Raw genomic sequence first — 17,579 nt, 5'->3', positions numbered from 1 at the left:
TGCTGTGCTCACCTTGGCCTCGCCCGGGTCAGGTGCGGAAGCCGGAGAACCAAGCCGACGGCCTCCTGCTGTGGACATTCGCGAAATTCCCCGGCCTGAAGTTCACGATCTTCCCCAGAGGGATCCCGGAGGCAACTTCGTCGTCACCAGGTCCAAACTGAAGCGCGGCACAGCTTGAGGGCCGCTCGTCGGCCAGTTGAGCGATGGCCGGGTGGTCTGGGCAAGAGTGGGGGCAGCTCGTCGCGGTGGTGACACCCAGAGGCTCAGGGTGTGGTTGGCGCCACCATGCGGTCGGTGGCTGACCGGCTGCTCGTGAGACCGCCAACTTCATACGCTCATCTGCATGTTGAAGCGAACAGCACACTCAGCCATGGCAATCGCTCTCGCCGCAGGCACCGTGGCCGCCGCAGGGGTAACCGCCATTGCGGCGGACGGCGGTGACGCCTCGTTGGCACGGACCGACAAGGGCGTCGTACGCGGCTCGGTGACCAACACCGTGCGTATCTTCCAGGGCATCCCCTACGCCGCCCCGCCCACCGGCGAACGGCGCTGGGCGCCCCCTGCGGCCGCCAAGGCGTGGCGCGGTGTCCGGGACGCCACCGAGCCGGGCGCCGCCTGCCCCCAGACCGGACTCCTCCCGCCGGTCGGGCCCAGGTCCGACGACGAGAACTGCCTCTTCCTCAACGTCACCACCCCACACGCTACTTCGACCAAGCCGCGCCCTGTGATGGTGTACCTGCACGGCGGCGACCACACGGACGGCGCCGGCGCCATGCACGGTGCTCAGCGCCTTGCCGCCGAGGGCAATGTGATCGTGGTGACAGTCAACTACCGGCTCGCCGCCCTGGGCTACCTCGCCCATCCGGACCTGGAAACGCGCGGTGAGTCCGGGAACTACGGCTTCCGCGACCAGCAGGCGGCCCTGCGCTGGGTGCAGCGCAACGCAGCCGCCTTCGGCGCCGACCCGGACAACGTCACACTCTTCGGCCAGTCCGCCGGCGGCTACAGCACCTGCGCCCATCTGGTCGCCCCGTCATCGGCCGGCCTCTTCGACCGGGTCATCCAGCAGAGCGCCCCGTGCACGGCCACGATGGGCCAACGGGACCGGGAAGACGCTCTCGCGGAGGGCATGGCGACCGCCTCCGAGATCGAGAAGGAGCAAGGTCTGGACGACTGGCGTACCGCCTCCCCCGAGCAATGGGTGAATGCCTTCGGTACGGGCCCTGAATACGCGCCCGTCTACGGCGGCAAGCTCCTGCCCCGCACCCCGCAGAAGGCTTTCGCCACCGGGCAGTTCAACAAGGTCCCGGTGCTGCAGGGCATCAACCACTACGAGGAACGGGCCAGGGTCTACGGCCTTGAGCTGGCCAAGAAGGCCGCCACCGGTGACCCGGACGCGCAGATCGACCAGTCCGACTACCACGCCCATCTGGAGCAGGAGTTCGGCAAGGAACAAGCCTCCGTCATCGCCGCCCGCTACCCCATCAGCGACCACGACAACTCACCGGCCCTTGCGCTCGCGGCGGCCCTGACCGACGGGAACTGGGCCCGGCACTCCGTCGACAGCGGCCGGGCGCTGTCCGGCCACGTGCCCACGTACATACGAATTCGCCGACAGCGAGGTCCCCTGGTACTCGGACGCGGACTACCAGAAGCCCGAGTTCGAGGTAGGAGCCGCGCACACCTTTGAGCTTCCGTACCTCTTCGATCTCGACGCCTACGAATCGCTCACCGCGGCACAGCTGGGCCTCTCCAAAGAGATGATCCGCATCTGGACGGACTTCGCCCGCACGGGCAAGGCGGACTGGAAGCCCACCACTCCGGCGGCACCGAACGCGCAGTCCATCGCCTCCGGGCCCGGCGGTATCCACCCGGTGGACTTCGCCAAGGACCACCGCTACGACTTCTGGAAACCCCTGCGCTGACCACGACCGCCGGGAGCCCTGCCCTCCGCCGTGCCGACGGACCGATCGGCGACCCCTCCCCGGCTGATCACACCTTCCGTTCCTTCAGGCGGGGGGTCGGTGTTGGTGTCCGATGCCCACAGCGCGCCCCCGTCACTGCCGTACAGCACCGCGTTACGGTCAGCCCGCACGACCAGCCGGTCGGCATCCTGGCCGTTGGTCTCAGTGGACCACACCGCACCGTCATTCTTGTAGAGCACAAAATTGCCGTCCTCCTGGAGTACAAGCCCGCTGGACGCCCTGGTCGTGCGCGTTTGGTCGCCCACAACGACGCCCTTCAGGTGTACTGACCCGTGAGGATGGGGCATGGTTCCTCTCGCCCTCATCCGGCTTCGGCTGCGTGGATGACCATGCCCCAGGACTCTCGGCACTCCGATTCAGGCGCCGTCCTCGATGTCCGAGATGAGCTTGGTGCTCAGATCGCTCTGCACCGCCAACACCGTGTGTCCGGCATCCGGACCGGTGCCCCAGGTGAGGGTGACCGTGGTGAACAGGTGCCCGGCGCCGTTGTCGTGGTACCGGACTTCCCAACGAGTGGGCACGTCCTGGGCACGCAAGACACCATCAGCGTGGTTGACCTCCTCCCAGGCAGCCAGGCGTTGTTGAAAGTCCTGCGTCAGGTAGTGGGCGCGCAGTTCCGTGCCCAGGTCGTCGGTGCCGTCAAAGACAGCGTCGATGTAGGCCCCGTAGAAGTCGGCCACCCGGTCCACTGCTGAGTCCGGGCTTCCGCCACGGGTTGCGGTGTCCTGCGCCGTGATCAACTGATTGTCCGGCATGGATTCCCCTCTGGATCAACACTGCTGGGTCCCGTCACCGGAACGGCGATGAGACCTCCGCAACATCCCCGGCCACGCGCCCACGACACCACGCAGCACATTCTCCACCCAAACGAGTGATCACTCTACGGCCGCCGCCACGGTCAACCAGCTTCCCCAACTCGATCTTTAATCTCGTGGCTCGAACGACATCCCGTACTTGATCACTCAGGTTGGTAACTGCCTTACACACAGGCGGCCTTCGGCTGAGCATGTGATCCGGCCAAGGAACACAAACTCAGCACGAAGGCCGTGAGGATGCATCTGCAAGGTCGACGTCGACGGCGAGCTGGCCAAAGCTGCAAGGCGAGTAGACGACGCCCCGCGCTTCCGAGCGCAGATCGTCCGCCGCCCAGCGGCACGCCGACACCGTCCGGTTCATGCTTTTCAAGGCCCGTCCGGCCCAGGCTCGCCCTCCCGTCGTCCGCGTCCGGCCAGCGGCCGGGCGCCGGCCCCCGGCCGCGGAGGTAACCAGCCCCCGGACTCGATGACGGATGGGAGAGTGCCGGGCACGGAAGTGGCTTCGGCAGTGGGAACGCAAGCGTCGACGGCAACAGCTCACCGGGGCTTGCCGAGCAGCCGAAGCGATGGGCGCGGCCGGGCCAGGCTGCGAAGGCGCGGCGGCCGGGGGTCCGTGATCGTGGCCGCGTGGAGCGATGGGAAGGGGCGGGGCGGTCGGCTACGGGCACGGTTTCCTCGCTCCTCCTGACCTGCCAGCCGGGTCGGCGGTCGTCCGGCCTCGCACGCGGATCGGCGTGCGGGCCGGGGCCACCGTGAGGAGGGCCCCTTGTCCGCGATCTGACGGTCACCGCCGATGGGCGTCCGTTTCGCCTCAACTGCCCGTGGACTGGCCGGGTTTGACCGTGGCCGACGCTATACCACACACCCGGAGTTCAACGGTCGGGCCGGCTGCTGGACGGCGAGGCTCCGCGCCGGCGAACTCCCCGCTCGGCTGCCGACATCTGCCGGGAGCGCGCAGCCGGGCGGCGGCGCGTGGGTCCGCACCGGTGAGCCACGGCGCGATGAGTTGTGCACGATGAACCGCACGGCCCACCGGATGGTGCGCACTGAGCCTCCGCCAACTTGAAGTTGCAGGTCACAGGACTTGTGTGACCTGCTCTCGGAATGCTCACGCTGACCGTGGGCGGCAGTCTGCGGCATAGATCGTCTGGAGCCGTACGAGCTGATCGAGGAAACACAACCTGGTACTCCAGAGGATTTCGCTGTCTGACCCGTGGGTTTCGCCGGGTGGTTGGAGTGGAGTGGCCGAGGGAGTGCGAAGTACCCAGGGGGCGGGGCGTGGAACGGGCGGTACCGGCGACTCGTGTCCTGAGTCGCAGAGTCGCTACGTGAGTTGGGAGCGGGTTGGCATCATGACGCGATGTCGAGGACGGGACGGCCGAAGGCCGACTTGGTACTGACCGACGACGAACGCGTAGCCCTTGAAGGAGACCGTAAAGCGGGCCCCGCCCTCGTCGAACGCCTTGGCAGAACCCTCGCCCCGGCCGGCCCAACCCCAAGGGAGCTGAGCACCACCGACAACTTCGTTCCCCTGACCCAGCTCACGAAGACGATCAACCCTGGTGGCCCTCACGACACCCAATAGCCGCGCTCACCCCTGGTGCGGACCCAGAAGAAACCAGTAGTTCACCGTTGGCCCCTGCGCAGCAAGCCCACCGCCGAGGGATTCGTAGAGCGACCGGGCCGCCAGATTCTCCTCACCCGTGGTCAAGAACATCTTCGTGGCTCCAGCCTTCGTACCGGCCTCCATGAAGGCTCGAAGAAGACTACGTCCGACGCCCTGACGCCGGTGCACTTCCGCCACCTCAAGCTGGTGGACATAGAGCATCGATGACGAGTCCGGGCGCGCGAGATGGTGCCCCCAGCACCACCCAAGGATCTCTGTCTCATCGGCCGCCACGAAGGCGAGTGCGCCGGGCGCGTCAGAGAACGCCCCAATCGCGTCGATTCTCACAGCTCCCCGGAAGTGACGGACCGCCTTCTCCAGCAGTGGCAAGTCCGCCCGCGAAATCTGTGTGATCACAGGCCCATCTTGCCTCCCTCTGCCCACACGACGGTAGTGGCTGACGCAATCTGTCTCCGGACACGGCACACCTCGACGCTCCCGAGCCGCATCTGACAACATGCGCGAAGTTAGCGGCCGAGCACGGGCATCTGAAGGTTCCCGTCAAGTGGAAGCCATACAGCGGCTACACCTCGGCGCGCGACTCAAGCGCTACCTGAAGAGTGGCGGGAGGGAACTCTCGAGCGGGCCCAACTGGCCACGCTGAAGGAACTGGGCCGGCGGCCGGGCGCCGCGGGCAAGACGGGCGCGTGGATGGCCTTCGTCGCGGCAGCGGACCGCTACACCGCCCAGCACGGCAGTCTCCGCGACGGTCGCAAGGACTACGTCGACGAGGACGGCTATCCCCTCGGCAAGACCGGTCAGCTACTACCGCAACCTGCATAAACGGCATGAAGAAGAACCACCGGGGAGACACCACAATTCTCCCCGCAGCCCGCAAGGCAGAGCTGGACGCGCGCGGCATGGCCTGGCGGATCACGCAAGCGCGCGACATCACGGACAGCGAGGCAGAGACGCGCCGCAGTCTCGAAGGCGTCGACCTGGCACGCGACGTGGTCCGTCTCGCTGAAGCCGACGCCACTCAGAAGAGCATGGCCACCGCCCTCAGCCCGTCATGACGGCGCCGTAAGCCGCACCAATCAGGGCAGCCAAGACCAAGTCTCCGGGGCGACGTGACCTGTGGCCAGGGCGCTCGTTCCAACCACGGAGTTGACGGCCGAGCACAGAAGGTCGCTGCCTGTTCACGGCGGCAGGCACAGGTCGCCCGAGAGCAGAAGGAAGACCGCGACCATGGGCGCGACAATGACGCACGCCCAGCAGTCGCCTCAGAGGTTGTCTCACGTGGCAAGTTCCGCGAGCTTCTTGAATAGCTCAGGGCGGTGGCCATGGCCAGGCTTCGGCTCTGCCGGTCGTTGCGGTGGTCGACGTACGGGATCTTGAGGCCACGAGTAGCCCATGGCAGGCTCATGCCGCATGATCGATGAATTCGCGAAGAACAGCCTGCACGGGAGACTGCGGCGGGACCGCAAGGCGCTGCTCTGGAAACTCGACGGCCTGTCCGAGTACGACGCCCGCCGACCTTTGACAGTGACCGGGACCAACCTCCTCGGCCTGGTCAAACACGTGGCCAGCGTCGAGGCCAGGTACTTCGGCGAGGTCTTCGACCGGCCGTCCCCGCAACCGCTGCCCCGGTGGCAGGACCACGACGGCAGCGATCTGTGGGCGGCTGAGGACGAGGCGCGCGACCAGATCATCGAGTCCTACCGGCGCACGTGGGAACACTCAGACGCGACGATCGACGAGCTTGCCCTCGATGCCCCCGGCCACGTGCCGTGGTGGCCGGAGCCTTATTCCAACACGAACCTGTTCGCCATCCTGGTCCACGTCCTCGGCGAGACCAACCGGCACGCCGGGCACGCCGACATCCTGCGCGAAGGCGTCGACGGCCGAACCGGGATGCGCCCCGAACACGAGATACAGATCGATGAGGACGACCGCACCGCCTACCGCGCGAAGATCGAGCAGGCCGCCAGATCGGCCGCATCAGGCAAGGCGAAGAAGGCTGTCCCACGCATCTTGATGTTCGAGCGGCATGATGCCGACCGTGAGTGCTGATCTGTCGAAGCGTCTGGTTCCTGATGAACTCTGGAAGCTGGTCGCCCCGTTACTGCCGTCGTTCGCGGCTCGACCACAAGGTGGCGGGACCGCTCCGCGTGACGAGCGGGCCGTGTTCACCGCAGTGGTGTACGTGCTGACCAGCGGCTGTGCCTGGGCGGCAGCTGCCGCCGACGTTCGGCACGTCCTCCGCCACCGCGCATCGCCGCTTCACGGTATGGACCGAGGCCGGCCTGTGGCGTCGGCTGCACCGGGCGGTGCTGGACGAACTCGGGGTCCGGGGCGAGGTGGACCGGACCGCGGCGATGGTCGACGCGGCCTCCGTTCGCGCCAAAAAAAGGGGGGCTCGCTGACGGGGCCCGAACCCGGGCGACCCCGTGATCGTCACCGGCTTCACGGCCGCCCGCGCCCGTAAGCTCACCGCCAGTCAGAAGGGCGCCAACCGGGTACTCGCCGCCGGACGCGCCCCGGTCGAACGGACACGGCTTCGCCCACCTGAAGAACTGGCGGCCCCTCACCTAGCTCCGCACCGACCCCGCCCGCGCGACGAACCTGCTGCGCGCCCTTCTCGTTCCGACGAACCTCGGAGTCAAGCGCTGACAGACGATCCTCCCCGCGGGCTGCCTTCCATCCCGAGCCCACCTTCAAGGGATACGGGTGCGAGGTGCTCAGTCCGTCGGCTGCGTCGGCTCGGCCACCTCGTGAGTCGATCCGGCCCGCTCGCCGCCGAACACCTCATCGACGAGCCTCTGCATCGCCTTCTGGAACGCCTCGGCCAGGGACATCGCGGCGTCGTCCACATAGTTGAGCGAGGCGGTGAGGGTCTTGCTGCCGTCGGGCGTGCTGTACATCAGCGCCGCGTGGCCCGCGGCGCCGCCGTTGTGGAAGAAGAGCGTGTCGCCGTCGGGGCCCGCGTCCTGCACACGCAGCCCCAGGCCGAAGCCGCTCTCGGGATGTGGCGTGCGCATCTCGGCCAGCAGCCCGGCCGGCAGGAGCTTGCCGCCCGCCAGGGCGGAGATGAACGTGTGGAGGTCCCGGGTGGTGGAGATCATGTCTCCGCCGGCGGAGATCCAGGAGGGGTTGTGGCGGGTGACGTCGACCGTCTTCTGCCGGCCGGCTTCCTCGTACCGGTAGTAGGCGTGGGCGTGCGGCTCGGGGATCTCCGACGAGGTGTACGGCACCACGGTGTCCGACAGGCCGAGCGGGCCCAGGATCCGCTCTTGCGTCTCCTCGGCGCACGAGCGGCCGGCGACCTTCTCGACGAGCAGCCTGGCCAGCACGTAGTTGGTGTTGGAGTAGCTCCAGCCCGTCCCCGGCTCGAACCGCGCCGGCTTGGACAACGCCAGCCGTACCAGCTCTTCCGGCGGGTAGGTCTTGAACCGGTTGTCCACCCACTCCTGGCCCGAGATGGTGGAGGGGATCCCCGCTACGACCGTCCCGTCCTCGAAGAGCTCGCCGGTGAAGTTGAACACCCCGCTGGTGTGCTGCAACAGCATCCGCGCCGTTATCCGCCGGTCAAGGGCGAACTCGGGCAGGTAGTCGGCCGCCGGGGTGTCCAGTTCGATCTTGCCCTCGGCCACCAGTTGCAGCACCAGGGTCGCGGTGAAGGTCTTGGTGTTGCTGCCGATCCGGACGTACCCGTTGACCGGCGGCTTGGCAGCCTCGCCCAGCTCGGCCACCCCGGCACTGCCGACCCACTCGCCCCGCGCATCGTTCACGCGCAGCGACACCCCGGCGAGACCGGAATCGACGATCTCCTGGATGGCCTTCTGCAGCTCCGGGCGGTCCCGTCCGGCAGCGGAGTTCTCTGTGGTGTGGAGGGACTCGCTCATGGTCATTCCTCAATCTCGCGACAGTCGGCCCTGGTGGCTACCGGCCCCTTCGAGGCGGCCTCGCGACGAGCGTGCACGCTGACCCAAGGTCAAGGTCAACCGCCATCGCGACCACGGGCTGCCCGGCACCGGTCATTGCGCGCTACCCTCGCTCCTGTGATCGCCCGCAACCCGTGCCCCGAGACCGCGGCCGCCCACGGTCTGGAGGCGTGCTGAGCCGATGGCGAACGGGCTCACGATCGGTCAGGCGGCGGCGTTCGTCGGCGTCACGATCAAGACGGTGCGGCACTATCACCGGCTCGGCCTGGTCGCCGAGCCGGGACGTGACGGTGCCGGCTACCGGCGCTACGGGTCGGCCGACCTGCTCCGGCTGATCCAGGCCAGGACCCTGGCCGGGGCCGGCGTACCACTGGCCGAGGTCGGCGACCTGCTCGACGCCGATCCCGAGCGGTTCTCCGCCGCCCTGGACGACGTCCATCGCCGCCTCACCGAGCGAATCGAGGACCTCACCGCACGCCGCGACACGCTGCACCGGCTCGACCACAGCGACCGGGCCCTTCTGCCCGACCGGGCCTGCGCGATCTTGGACCGGCTCACCGATCTCGGCTTCAGCCCCGACTACGTGTCCGTTCAACGCGAGGGTCTGGTGCTGGCCCGGGCACTGATTCCGGAGATCTTCGACAGCTTTCTGACCCAGCTCGAACACTCGCTCGCCGACCCCGAGTTCATCGAGCTGACCAAGCGCAGCTGGGACGCCAGATCCTGGGATCCCGACGACCCGCGGATCGACGGGCTCGCGTCCGCGGTGGCCGCCAATCTGCTGACCAACCGTGCGCTGCAGACGATGCCGACCGGGTTTCAGAACCAGTCCGACGCCGCCGCCCGGTACGGACTGGTCAACCACCACGGGGAAGACCAGGGACCCTCCATCGCCCGGTTGAATGCCCTGGTCGAAGCGCACCTGCGTGCGGCCGGCATCCACATCCCGCATCAGTAACGCCTTCTCAGGAGAAGGCCGGGGGCCGCGGACTGGATGTGTGCCTCCGATTCCGTCATGCGACGAGGATCGTGGCGGGTCCCCGAAGACTGATCAACTCGCCGCAAACTTGCCCGGGAGGTCGCCGCCGCGAGCACCCGCAGCGCGATGCTCTGCTCCCGCGGGCTCGTGGTGCCCTGCCGTGTGACTTTGGCGCGCAGAGTACTTGCTTTCAGCTGCTGTACTCCCGGGCGAGGAGGTTCGTTGGCCCCATCTGCGTGGCCCTGAGCCGTGGGAATTCGCTGGTCGAAACCGGGCCTGTACGGGATGCTGCACGCGTGATCGAGCGAGAAGCCGCCGTTCGGGCTGTCGAAGAGCAGCTGGAGCGCGACTATCGGCAGTGGCGGGCTGTGAGCGCGGACGCGGTGAGGATGGCTGTGGTCCATGTCGAGGAGCACGAGCTGGTGTGGATCGTCTCCTGGCAGTCCGAAGAGTTCGCACGCACTCGAAACTCGAAGTACATGCTGATGGGCAACGGGCCGTACCTGATCGACCGCGTCGACGGAGGGCTGCACCAGATCGCCGTCGTCTCCGCGAAAACCGGAGAGTGGGAGGACGACTACCGAGCCCGGATACGTGGGCTGCCGGTGCGCACCGCCGTAGACGATCTATACGATGCACTACGCGAAGTAGCCGCTACGCGCGGACGCATGCACGCTGTACGGACATTGCGCCAGACGCTGCCTGTCCTCTCGCCAGCGGAGGCCGTCGCATACGTGAACGCGTTGCTGAACGGTGATACGCCCGCGCGCCTCATGGCCATCGCCACCAAGGAACTCGTGGAACCTCTCAACCCGGTACTTGCCGTGGAGACCATTCTGAGCGGGGCGGCGAGCCGAGCCGGTCAGGGACCCGAGGGATGACGTGAAAGCAAGTCGTCACGCCGATCGCGCATCCGGTCACGTTTCTCGGACGTGGCGAGGAAGACGTCGGCGCCACCGTCGCAGGTGATGTCACCGACGAGCTTTTCGCCGGGCGTATCCGCTGTGAAGTCGCGGCAGACCGGGTCCGGTACCTGGCCGGCCCCGGCCTGGGTGGGGCCGAACCTCTTCCGCCGTGGCCAGCAGGGCACCAGGCCCCGTCCGCGCATGGTGCGGCGGACCAGTTTCCATTCCCGCGGTGACGCCCCAGCGGTCCAGCTGGGCCTGGATGCGCCGATGTCCGCAGGTGCTGTCGGATAATTCGAAGGCTCTACGAGTGTGTACGAAGTGCTGAGGACTGAGGAAGATCACGGCTCCAGCCACGAGCCAGAGAACCGAGGCCCCAGAGCGGTACTCACGAAGGGCAAGAACGAGCAGCATCACGCCGGCAAAACGCCGAAGACCGAGATCAGAGCGCTGATGCGGTGAGTCACATGGACTCATCAACGACAACCTCGGCCAGCGGAAAGTGATCCAAGCGAACCGGCCTAGGCGACCCCGGAAGCGTCCTGGGACCGTCGCACGACGGCCGCCCCGCGCAGTGCGACGGCGCACCAGACGATCACCAGCAGCAGCGCGGCCGCGGCCAGGCCCGCGACTTCGATGGGCTCCGGCCGCCAGCCCAGGGACAGCCGGGTGCCGATCATGACGGTGCCGAGGAGGACCTCCGACGGGGAGTAGACCGGCACCTTGGCCGCCACGAACCGCAGGATGGCGCCCAGCCCCAGGCCGATCACGGCCCAGGCGAGCAGATAGGGCCAGAGCGCTCCCGGCGCGGCGGGCGGCAGGCCGTACTCCTCCGGGCCGATGCGGAACAGGGCGCCCAACCACCCCAGCGTCACTCCGGCGGCGGTGACGAGCGCCGCCCACAGCGCGTGGCGCCACAGCGGGCCGGACCGCACTCGCTCATCCTCGTGCTCGTCCTGGGTGTCGACGGGGTTCGTGGTCTCAGGAAGATCCATCACACCCGATGAGACGCTCACCGGCCGCCGAACGTTGCATCGCGGACGGTGTCGCGAGCATGCCGAGAACACCACGGCCCGCCCCGAGGGCCGTAGCTCGTCGGTGACGAGCTCGACATGATCCGAACGTGAGGCCCTGGGCGTCCAACACTGTGTTGTTCTCCCCGTCAGGAACGTCTGAGGCCAAGTTCTGTGTCGGTGATGACATTCCCGCCTTGGTCACCGACGTCCACGGGGTGGTCGGGCAGCCGCCCCCGGGGGCCCAGGCAGCCCCGCCCTGGGTGTCCCAGCCCGCGAGGCCCGCTCCCGACTCGGGGCGGTGCGCAAAAGCGCCGTTGGCCCCGTTCCTGCCCTCCGTGCCATTCGGGGGCGGGCCGGGAGACCGCGGCCGCTGGTGCCGCCGACCTGGCCGTGCCGGCAGGACTTTTTTGAGTGGATCCGGCGAGGAATAAAGGGAGTTGCCCGGCTGGTGGTGCGTACGCTCAACTGATTCGGTGCATTCCTGCTGACGAGATGTGCAGTTGGCTTTGTCCACGAGAACGGGTTCTGGTCCAACTTCTGTGGACCGGTGACGCTCAGTACCGACGGGGGTGTCGGTAGGACGGTTGATAATGCCGGTCATGGCAGATCGCAGTCCGGTTCTCCGGATCATCACCTCGGCGGCGCGGGAGTCCCTGAAGCCGCTCGGCCTGGCCCAGCGTGGGCGGTCGCGGCTGTGGATTGATGATCACGGGTGGTGGCTGGGAATTGTGGAGTTCGCCCCGCCACGCACTGCTGGCAGCGGTCTGCACGTCGGTGCGATGTGGCTGTGGCACGACGTGGGCCACCTAGCCTTCCACGTGGACGCAGTCCGGGTCGGCTCCGAGCTGTTCCGCACCGAGGACCAGTTCACGCCGCTGGCACTCGAACTCAGCCGACAGGCGGCTGCGAACGTGACCGCGCTGAGGGAGAAGTTCCCAGCACTGCCGAGCGTCGCCCGATACCTGACGCTCAGGCCGATGCGCCGGGGATTCCTCTGGGACGGCTTCGACGCCGGGATCGCGGCCGCCCTGGTCGGCGACCCGGACACGGCCCGCGATCACTTCGAGCGAGTCCTTCGAGAGGACCCGCTGGCCCCGTGGATGGTCGAAGCCCAGGAGAAAGCGCGTGAGCTGCAAGCGATCGCGGCAGATCGCGACGCCGTGACCGCCTGGGTCGCCCGGGGCGTCGACTCATGCCGGAGCAAGCTGGGCCTGGATCCTATGCCGCTTGCGATCAACTGAACGGACCCACTGTTGGGTATCACAGCTGCGGTCAGGCCAGCAGGACTCGCTTCCGCAGCAGGTCGAAGCCGGCCCGCCCGTACATTTGGCGCTTGATCATTTTGATCCGGTTGACGTGGCCCTCGACGACGCCTGAGCTCCACGGCAGTGTCAGGCCCGCAGTGACGGCGGCGAGATCTCGTTCGAGACCGTTGACGAAGGTGTGGAGGCTGGGCAGGTCGTCGGCGCGGACCGCCTTGATCCATTGCGGAAGCTGGTCGCCCTGGAGCTGGGTGAGCATCTTCCCGAACACGCGGACGTGCCCGGTGAGGGCATCCAGTTCGGGGCAGCCGGCAAGGAGGACTTTGAGCTTCAGGCGCTCGCTCTCCGGCAGGGTGTCGGGGTGAGTCAGGATCCAGCCGGTGACCGTGCGCGGGGACGGCGGACGGGCGGCCGGTGCCGTCGGGGATGTGCGGAACGGCCGGAGGTAGGCGCGGACGGCTCCGTAGCCGCCCGTGTAGCCGTGAGTCTTGATCTCTTCCCAGAGGACCCAGGCGTTCGTGCAGCCCTCGGCCCATCGCTCGTGCAGGTAGGGCTTGAAGTCGTCGAGCTTGGTCCTGCGGTTCTGCCACTGCCCCTGGAACAGATCCTCCGGCCTCGCGGCGTCGGCCAGCCGTTGGACGGTTCGGTAGGTCATGCCGAGCTGGCGCTGGATCGTGCGTCGGCTGTGGCCGGCGGCCAGCAGCGCGTGGACGGTGGCGTGCTTGGCGCGGGTGCGGTCGGCGAACCGGTGCCCGGTGGGCCACGGTGCCCCGCTCTCGGCCGGCGCCGGCGCCTTCTCCGGCACCGGCTCTGCGATGGTTGCGCGGAGGCACGGGCGGTGGCGGGAGACGCACCGCTCGGCCGCTTCGCCGAGGTTGCGCCAGAGGTGGAACCGGTCCGCGACCTGGACTGCGGTGGGTGCCCCGATCCTGGCGCCCTCGGCGAAGAACGGGGCGCGGTCGCGGCAGACGACCTCGATCCCCGGGCGTTCGGCCAGCCAGGCCGCGACTGTGCCCGCTTCACGATCCGGCAGTAGGTCAACCGGCCTGCGGGTCTCGACGTCGACCAGCACGGTCCCGTAGACACGGCCCTTGCGCATCGCGTACTCGTCGATGCCGACGACCCGTGGGACCTGTGGCTGGGGCTCCGGGAGGGTGTCGACCAGCCGCAGGACCGTGTTCCGGCTGACCCTCGCCCCGAAGACGTCGGCCAGCCGGGCGCCGGCGCGGCCGGCCAGGGCGACGCCGACCTCGGCAAGGGCTGACCGCATTCGCTCGGTCCGCTGGCTGTGCCGCCGGGTCAGGCCCGCGACCTGCTCGACGAACGTCCGCCGCCTGCAGGAGACGTCTTCGCACATGAAGCGCCGGACACGAAGTCGCAGCACCACCCGCCGTCCCGCCACGGGAAGATCGGCGGGGAATCGCAGGTATGAGCCATGCAACCGCCCCGACCAGCTCCCGCAGCCCGGACACCGAGCCCCAGCCGTCCGGCAACTGACACCAACTCGGATCACCTCGCCATCGTCCTGGACCGACTCCACCCTGATCCCCGAATCTGCCAGGAAGAGCAGCTCTTCCAATCGGAGCAGTACCTCGCGCACAGCCCAGAACCATCAGCCCGAACGTTGTCGACACCGTCACTTTCCGGACGATCTCGCGAGACCTACGAGCAGGACCAACAGTCACAGGGAGTAGACACACCACAGAAGTTGGACCAGAACCCGTTCTCGTGGACAAAGCCATTCGTGCCTGCCGCTTGTGACTGGAGTGGCTGGGGTGGCTGCGGTGTCGATGACGTTCGCCCCTTCGTGGCAGCCATGCCGGGAATCGAGGGCCCGCTGATCGGCTCGGGTGGGACGGTTGGCGCCCGCGACTCCGGAGGTTCGATGCGGCGGACCGGCCCCAGCGGCTCGCGCTCCGCCGGATGTTACTCGGCGCGCAGCGCCGTGGCCGTACGGGCCTTGGCCGCCCAGCCGGCCGGGACCAGCGCGCCCAGCATCGCGAGCACGACCCCTCCCAGGCCCAGCAGGAGCAGTTCGACAGGCCCGTACACATCGAGGACCGACGACGGCAGAGTGGTACCCACGGCACGCCCCATGACCGGCATGACGATGCCGTGCAGCGCGTACCCGGCCGGCACGCCGGTCAGCCCGCCGATCACGCCGATCATGGCCACCGAGGCGAGCACGAGGCTCATGGTCTGCCGCGGCGACATGCCGATCGCCTTGCAGACGCCCAGGTCGCGGATGCGTTCCCGGGTGTCCAGGAGCACGGAGTTGAGTACGCCGAGGCCCGCCACGGAGATCAAAATGAGGGTGAGCAGCACCGCCATCGCGTCCATGATGAGGATGATGCCTCCCTGATCCGAGGGGGCGTTGGTGGTGGCGTCGCCGCCCAGCGGCTGCACGGCCGCGGCGAGGTTCTGGGCGTACTTCTCGGCGGAGACACCGGACTTCACCTCGACGAGGAAGGTACTGGGCTCGGCCGACGGGAAGTTGGCCATGTCCGCGTGGATCTCCGGCTCGTTGCCCGAGGTGTCGAAGGACTCGCCCACGATCCGCAAGTTCGCGGCGTCCTTCTCATAGGTCACCCGCACCGTGTCGCCGATCGTGGTGCTGGTCCTCTCCAGGAAGCGTGTGGGCACCACGACCTGCCCCATACCGGTGAGCCAGTGCCCTGAGAGCATCTCGTAGCTGCCGGAGCGCGAATCGCCCTCGTAGAGGCTGATCCGGACCGAGCCGGAGACTCCGGCCACGGAGACCCCGGTCCGGGTCTTGCCGTAGTACGACCCCGTGCCCGCCCGCTCCTTGATGGCCGACCGCACCTGCGCCGGGTCCGCGGCCTTGGGTTCGGACGTGCTCGCCACACTGCTGCTCACGGGAGACGTGCTTGCCATGCCGCCGCCCGCAGGAGGAGGCGGAGGGGGAACGAGGGTGTTCAGCTTGACCGTCGTGACCGTGACCGCGGCACGGCTGTCGGTGTCCTGCGAGGCACCGATCGCGCCCAGGGACGAGGTCAGCCCCACCGCGAAGGTCGCCGCGACCGTACCGAACGCCACCGCGAGCAGCATCGCGAGGGTACGGACCGGATGCGTGAAAGGGGTGGCGAGACCGTAGGTCACCGGTCGCGGCAGCGGCAGCAGCCCCATCACCCGGTGCGCCCACTGACCGCGCCCCGTGCGCGGCGACCGGCCGACCGCGATGGCCTCGACCGTGCGCAGCTTTCCCGCCCGCAGAGCGGGAATCAGCGCCGAGAGACCCACGATGACCAGTGTCGCGGCGGGCACCGCGATGTCCACCCACCAGGCCACCGAAAGCGAGACGGTGCCGTACACCGCCTCGGTGTCCGCCAGCAGCGGCACTGCCAGGAGGTTTCCCAGGACAACCCCCACGGCGATGCCGGCGCAGGCCGGAATCAGCGCCTGGGCCACGTAAGCGCGTACCACCTCGCACGGAGTGAAGCCGATGGCTTTGAGAATGCCGATCCTGCGCAGGCTGGTGCCGACGGCACCACTGATCACACTGCTGACGATGATCACCGACATCACGATGCCGAGCACGCCGAAAGCCATCATGAACGGGACGGTCGCCGCCGCACCCTGATCAGCGGCGCACTTCGTGTCCAGCCAGGACTGGGTACCCAGCAGCGCCCCGGAGTCCACGGAGGCGGCGAGCTTCATCCGGGCGGCGAGGATCTGTTCCTTCGTGCTCGCGGAGTCGAAGCGGTAGAGCATCTGACTCGTGAGCGGGTTGCCCTCTGGCGCCAGCGCGTCGACCTGCGCGGGGGTCGCCCAGGCGTCGGCGGTCCTGCCGGCCGACACGGCGAAGCCGACGACTGACAGCGTCGAGGCGTTCGCGGTGTCCGAAGTCTTCAGGGCGGAGCCGACGTCGGTGGAGGGTCCCTCGAACGACGCGGCGAGCACGATCTCGCCCGGCTTCTGCGCCCACCGGCCGGACTTCAGATCCACGCGGTCCACGTCGCCGTCCGGACCGGACCGTCCGACCAGGGTCAGCGTCGGCAGTTCGAAGCCAGTCTGATCCACCGGGCGGAACGCCGTGGACGGGTACGGCCCCGCGCTCGCGGTGACGCCGGCCAGCTTCCTGGTCTCCGCCAGCTTCGCCGCGTTCGCCTTGGCCGGATCGTACTGTGCGGTGATGTGGGCGCCCTGCTGCTTCCCGAAGGCATGGTCAAAGGGTGCGGCCGCGGCGATCATCAGCGATCCGGCGACCACGGCCGAGGCCACGGCCATCATCGTGGCCACGGCGATCACCACCGTCCGCACCCGCCGCCGGCCCACCCCGGAGCGTACGACCCGGCCGAGCGCGCCGGTACCGAACAGGCTCATCGGACGGCCTGCGCGTTCGTGTCGAGGGCCACGTGACCGTCGACCAGGTGGATCGTGCGGCTCGCGCACTCCCCCGCCAGCGTCAGGTCGTGCGTCACCAGCACGATGGTCTGTCCCGCGCGGTTCAGATCCAGCAGCAGATCGCGGACGTCGTGACCCGAGGCGGTGTCGAGCGCACCGGTGGGCTCGTCGGCGAGCAGCAGTGCGGGCCGGTTGACCAACGCCCTGGCGACCGCAACCCGCTGGCGTTCACCTCCGGACAGTCGGCCCGGGTAGGCGCGGGCATGCCTCTGGATCCCCAGCGACTCCATGAGCTCACCCGCTCGGGCCGCGGCCTTGCGACGGCTGGTCCCGGTCAGCTGGGCCGGGAGCTGGATGTTGTCGGTGACGGTGAGGTCGTCGAGAAGGTTGAAGAACTGGAAGGCCATGCCGATGTGTTCGCGACGGAACGTGGCGAGGGCGTGCTCGCTCAACTGGTCGATCCGTCGCCCGGCCACGATCACGGCGCCATCGGTCGGCTTGTCCAGGCCGGCGAGGAGGTTCAGCAGTGTGGACTTGCCGCTGCCGGAAGGGCCCGTCACGGCAAGGGCCTCCCCCTTGGCGACGCTGAGCGTGAGCGGTCCGAGCGCCGGGGCGCCAGAGCTGTCGTACCGCTTCTCCACACCCTCCAGTTCGATCACTTGACGCATACGAGTTGTCCGTCCTTACGGTCGCGAGAGACAC

The 17,579-nt window shown here is 68.3% G+C and carries 14 protein-coding genes and 1 pseudogene; 8 read left to right on the top strand and 7 right to left on the bottom strand.

Annotation, left to right across the window (positions count from 1 at the left end; all coding sequences use genetic code 11):
- Positions 1–370: 370 nt before the first annotated feature.
- Together ACFRKB_RS29150 and ACFRKB_RS29145 are read left to right on the top strand one after the other, a co-directional pair.
- Complete coding sequence (locus tag ACFRKB_RS29150; protein WP_383109522.1) at positions 371–1,690, top strand: carboxylesterase/lipase family protein; 1,320 nt, start codon at positions 371–373, stop codon at positions 1,688–1,690.
- 1 nt (position 1,691) lies between these two features.
- Positions 1,692–1,925, top strand: a pseudogene (locus ACFRKB_RS29145) (carboxylesterase); the annotation flags it as partial.
- Positions 1,926–2,341: 416 nt separating this feature from the next.
- Here ACFRKB_RS29145 and ACFRKB_RS29140 read toward each other — a convergent pair.
- Positions 2,342–2,740 carry a hypothetical protein gene (locus ACFRKB_RS29140; protein WP_383109521.1) on the bottom strand — a complete coding sequence of 133 codons (399 nt, stop codon included), beginning with the start codon at positions 2,738–2,740 and terminating at the stop codon, positions 2,342–2,344.
- Positions 2,741–4,391: 1,651 nt separating this feature from the next.
- Positions 4,392–4,823: a GNAT family N-acetyltransferase gene (locus ACFRKB_RS29135; RefSeq protein ID WP_383109519.1), complete on the bottom strand. Its 432-nt coding sequence runs from the start codon at positions 4,821–4,823 to the stop codon at positions 4,392–4,394.
- A 431-nt stretch (positions 4,824–5,254) separates the two neighbouring features.
- Here ACFRKB_RS29135 and ACFRKB_RS29130 point away from each other — a divergent pair, with 431 nt between their 5' ends.
- The 3 genes from ACFRKB_RS29130 (at position 5,255) to ACFRKB_RS29120 (ending at position 6,894) form a co-directional block, all read left to right on the top strand.
- A complete protein-coding gene (locus ACFRKB_RS29130) occupies positions 5,255–5,482 on the top strand; it encodes a hypothetical protein (protein ID WP_383109518.1) in 228 nt (75 codons plus the stop codon).
- A 355-nt stretch (positions 5,483–5,837) separates the two neighbouring features.
- Positions 5,838–6,479 carry a DinB family protein gene (locus tag ACFRKB_RS29125; RefSeq protein WP_383109517.1) on the top strand — a complete coding sequence of 214 codons (642 nt, stop codon included), beginning with the start codon at positions 5,838–5,840 and terminating at the stop codon, positions 6,477–6,479.
- The gene (locus tag ACFRKB_RS29120; protein WP_383109516.1) at positions 6,457–6,894 is read left to right on the top strand and encodes a transposase; all 438 of its coding nucleotides are present in this window, start codon (positions 6,457–6,459) and stop codon (positions 6,892–6,894) included. Before ACFRKB_RS29125 ends, ACFRKB_RS29120 begins: the two co-directional genes overlap by 23 nt.
- A gap of 253 nt (positions 6,895–7,147) precedes the next feature.
- On the opposite strand, the gene ACFRKB_RS29115 is transcribed toward ACFRKB_RS29120, so the two are convergent.
- Positions 7,148–8,311 carry a serine hydrolase domain-containing protein gene (locus ACFRKB_RS29115; protein WP_383109515.1) on the bottom strand — a complete coding sequence of 388 codons (1,164 nt, stop codon included), beginning with the start codon at positions 8,309–8,311 and terminating at the stop codon, positions 7,148–7,150.
- Between the two features lie 220 nt (positions 8,312–8,531).
- Between ACFRKB_RS29115 and ACFRKB_RS29110 the strand changes: the two genes are divergently transcribed.
- Together ACFRKB_RS29110 and ACFRKB_RS29105 are read left to right on the top strand one after the other, a co-directional pair.
- On the top strand, positions 8,532–9,308 hold the full coding sequence (locus tag ACFRKB_RS29110) for a MerR family transcriptional regulator (protein WP_383109513.1): 777 nt from the start codon (positions 8,532–8,534) through the stop codon (positions 9,306–9,308).
- A gap of 317 nt (positions 9,309–9,625) precedes the next feature.
- Positions 9,626–10,210, top strand: coding sequence for a YrhB domain-containing protein (locus ACFRKB_RS29105; RefSeq protein ID WP_383109512.1), 585 nt, complete (start codon positions 9,626–9,628; stop codon positions 10,208–10,210).
- Between the two features lie 545 nt (positions 10,211–10,755).
- On the opposite strand, the gene ACFRKB_RS29100 is transcribed toward ACFRKB_RS29105, so the two are convergent.
- A complete protein-coding gene (locus ACFRKB_RS29100) occupies positions 10,756–11,229 on the bottom strand; it encodes a hypothetical protein (protein ID WP_383109511.1) in 474 nt (157 codons plus the stop codon).
- 620 nt (positions 11,230–11,849) lie between these two features.
- On the opposite strand from ACFRKB_RS29100, the gene ACFRKB_RS29095 reads away from it, so the two are divergent.
- Positions 11,850–12,491, top strand: a complete 642-nt coding sequence (locus tag ACFRKB_RS29095; protein ID WP_383109509.1) for a hypothetical protein — start codon at positions 11,850–11,852, stop codon at positions 12,489–12,491.
- Between the two features lie 31 nt (positions 12,492–12,522).
- Here ACFRKB_RS29095 and ACFRKB_RS29090 read toward each other — a convergent pair whose 3' ends face one another.
- The 3 genes from ACFRKB_RS29090 to ACFRKB_RS29080 form a co-directional block, all read right to left on the bottom strand.
- Positions 12,523–14,112: an ISL3 family transposase gene (locus ACFRKB_RS29090; protein ID WP_463291764.1), complete on the bottom strand. Its 1,590-nt coding sequence runs from the start codon at positions 14,110–14,112 to the stop codon at positions 12,523–12,525.
- 326 nt (positions 14,113–14,438) lie between these two features.
- Positions 14,439–16,856, bottom strand: a complete 2,418-nt coding sequence (locus ACFRKB_RS29085) for an ABC transporter permease (protein WP_383109508.1) — start codon at positions 16,854–16,856, stop codon at positions 14,439–14,441.
- Positions 16,853–17,545 (bottom strand): ABC transporter ATP-binding protein, encoded by a 693-nt coding sequence (locus ACFRKB_RS29080; RefSeq protein ID WP_383109507.1) that lies wholly within the window; start codon positions 17,543–17,545, stop codon positions 16,853–16,855. The genes ACFRKB_RS29085 and ACFRKB_RS29080 overlap by 4 nt, the downstream gene beginning before the upstream one ends.
- Between the last annotated feature and the right edge of the window lie 34 nt (positions 17,546–17,579).

The sequence above is a fragment of the Streptomyces scopuliridis genome, assembly GCF_042790125.1.
In the GTDB taxonomy this organism is placed as follows: Bacteria; Actinomycetota; Actinomycetes; order Streptomycetales; family Streptomycetaceae; genus Streptomyces; species Streptomyces scopuliridis_A.
This window is presented reverse-complemented; position numbering and strand designations above follow the sequence as displayed.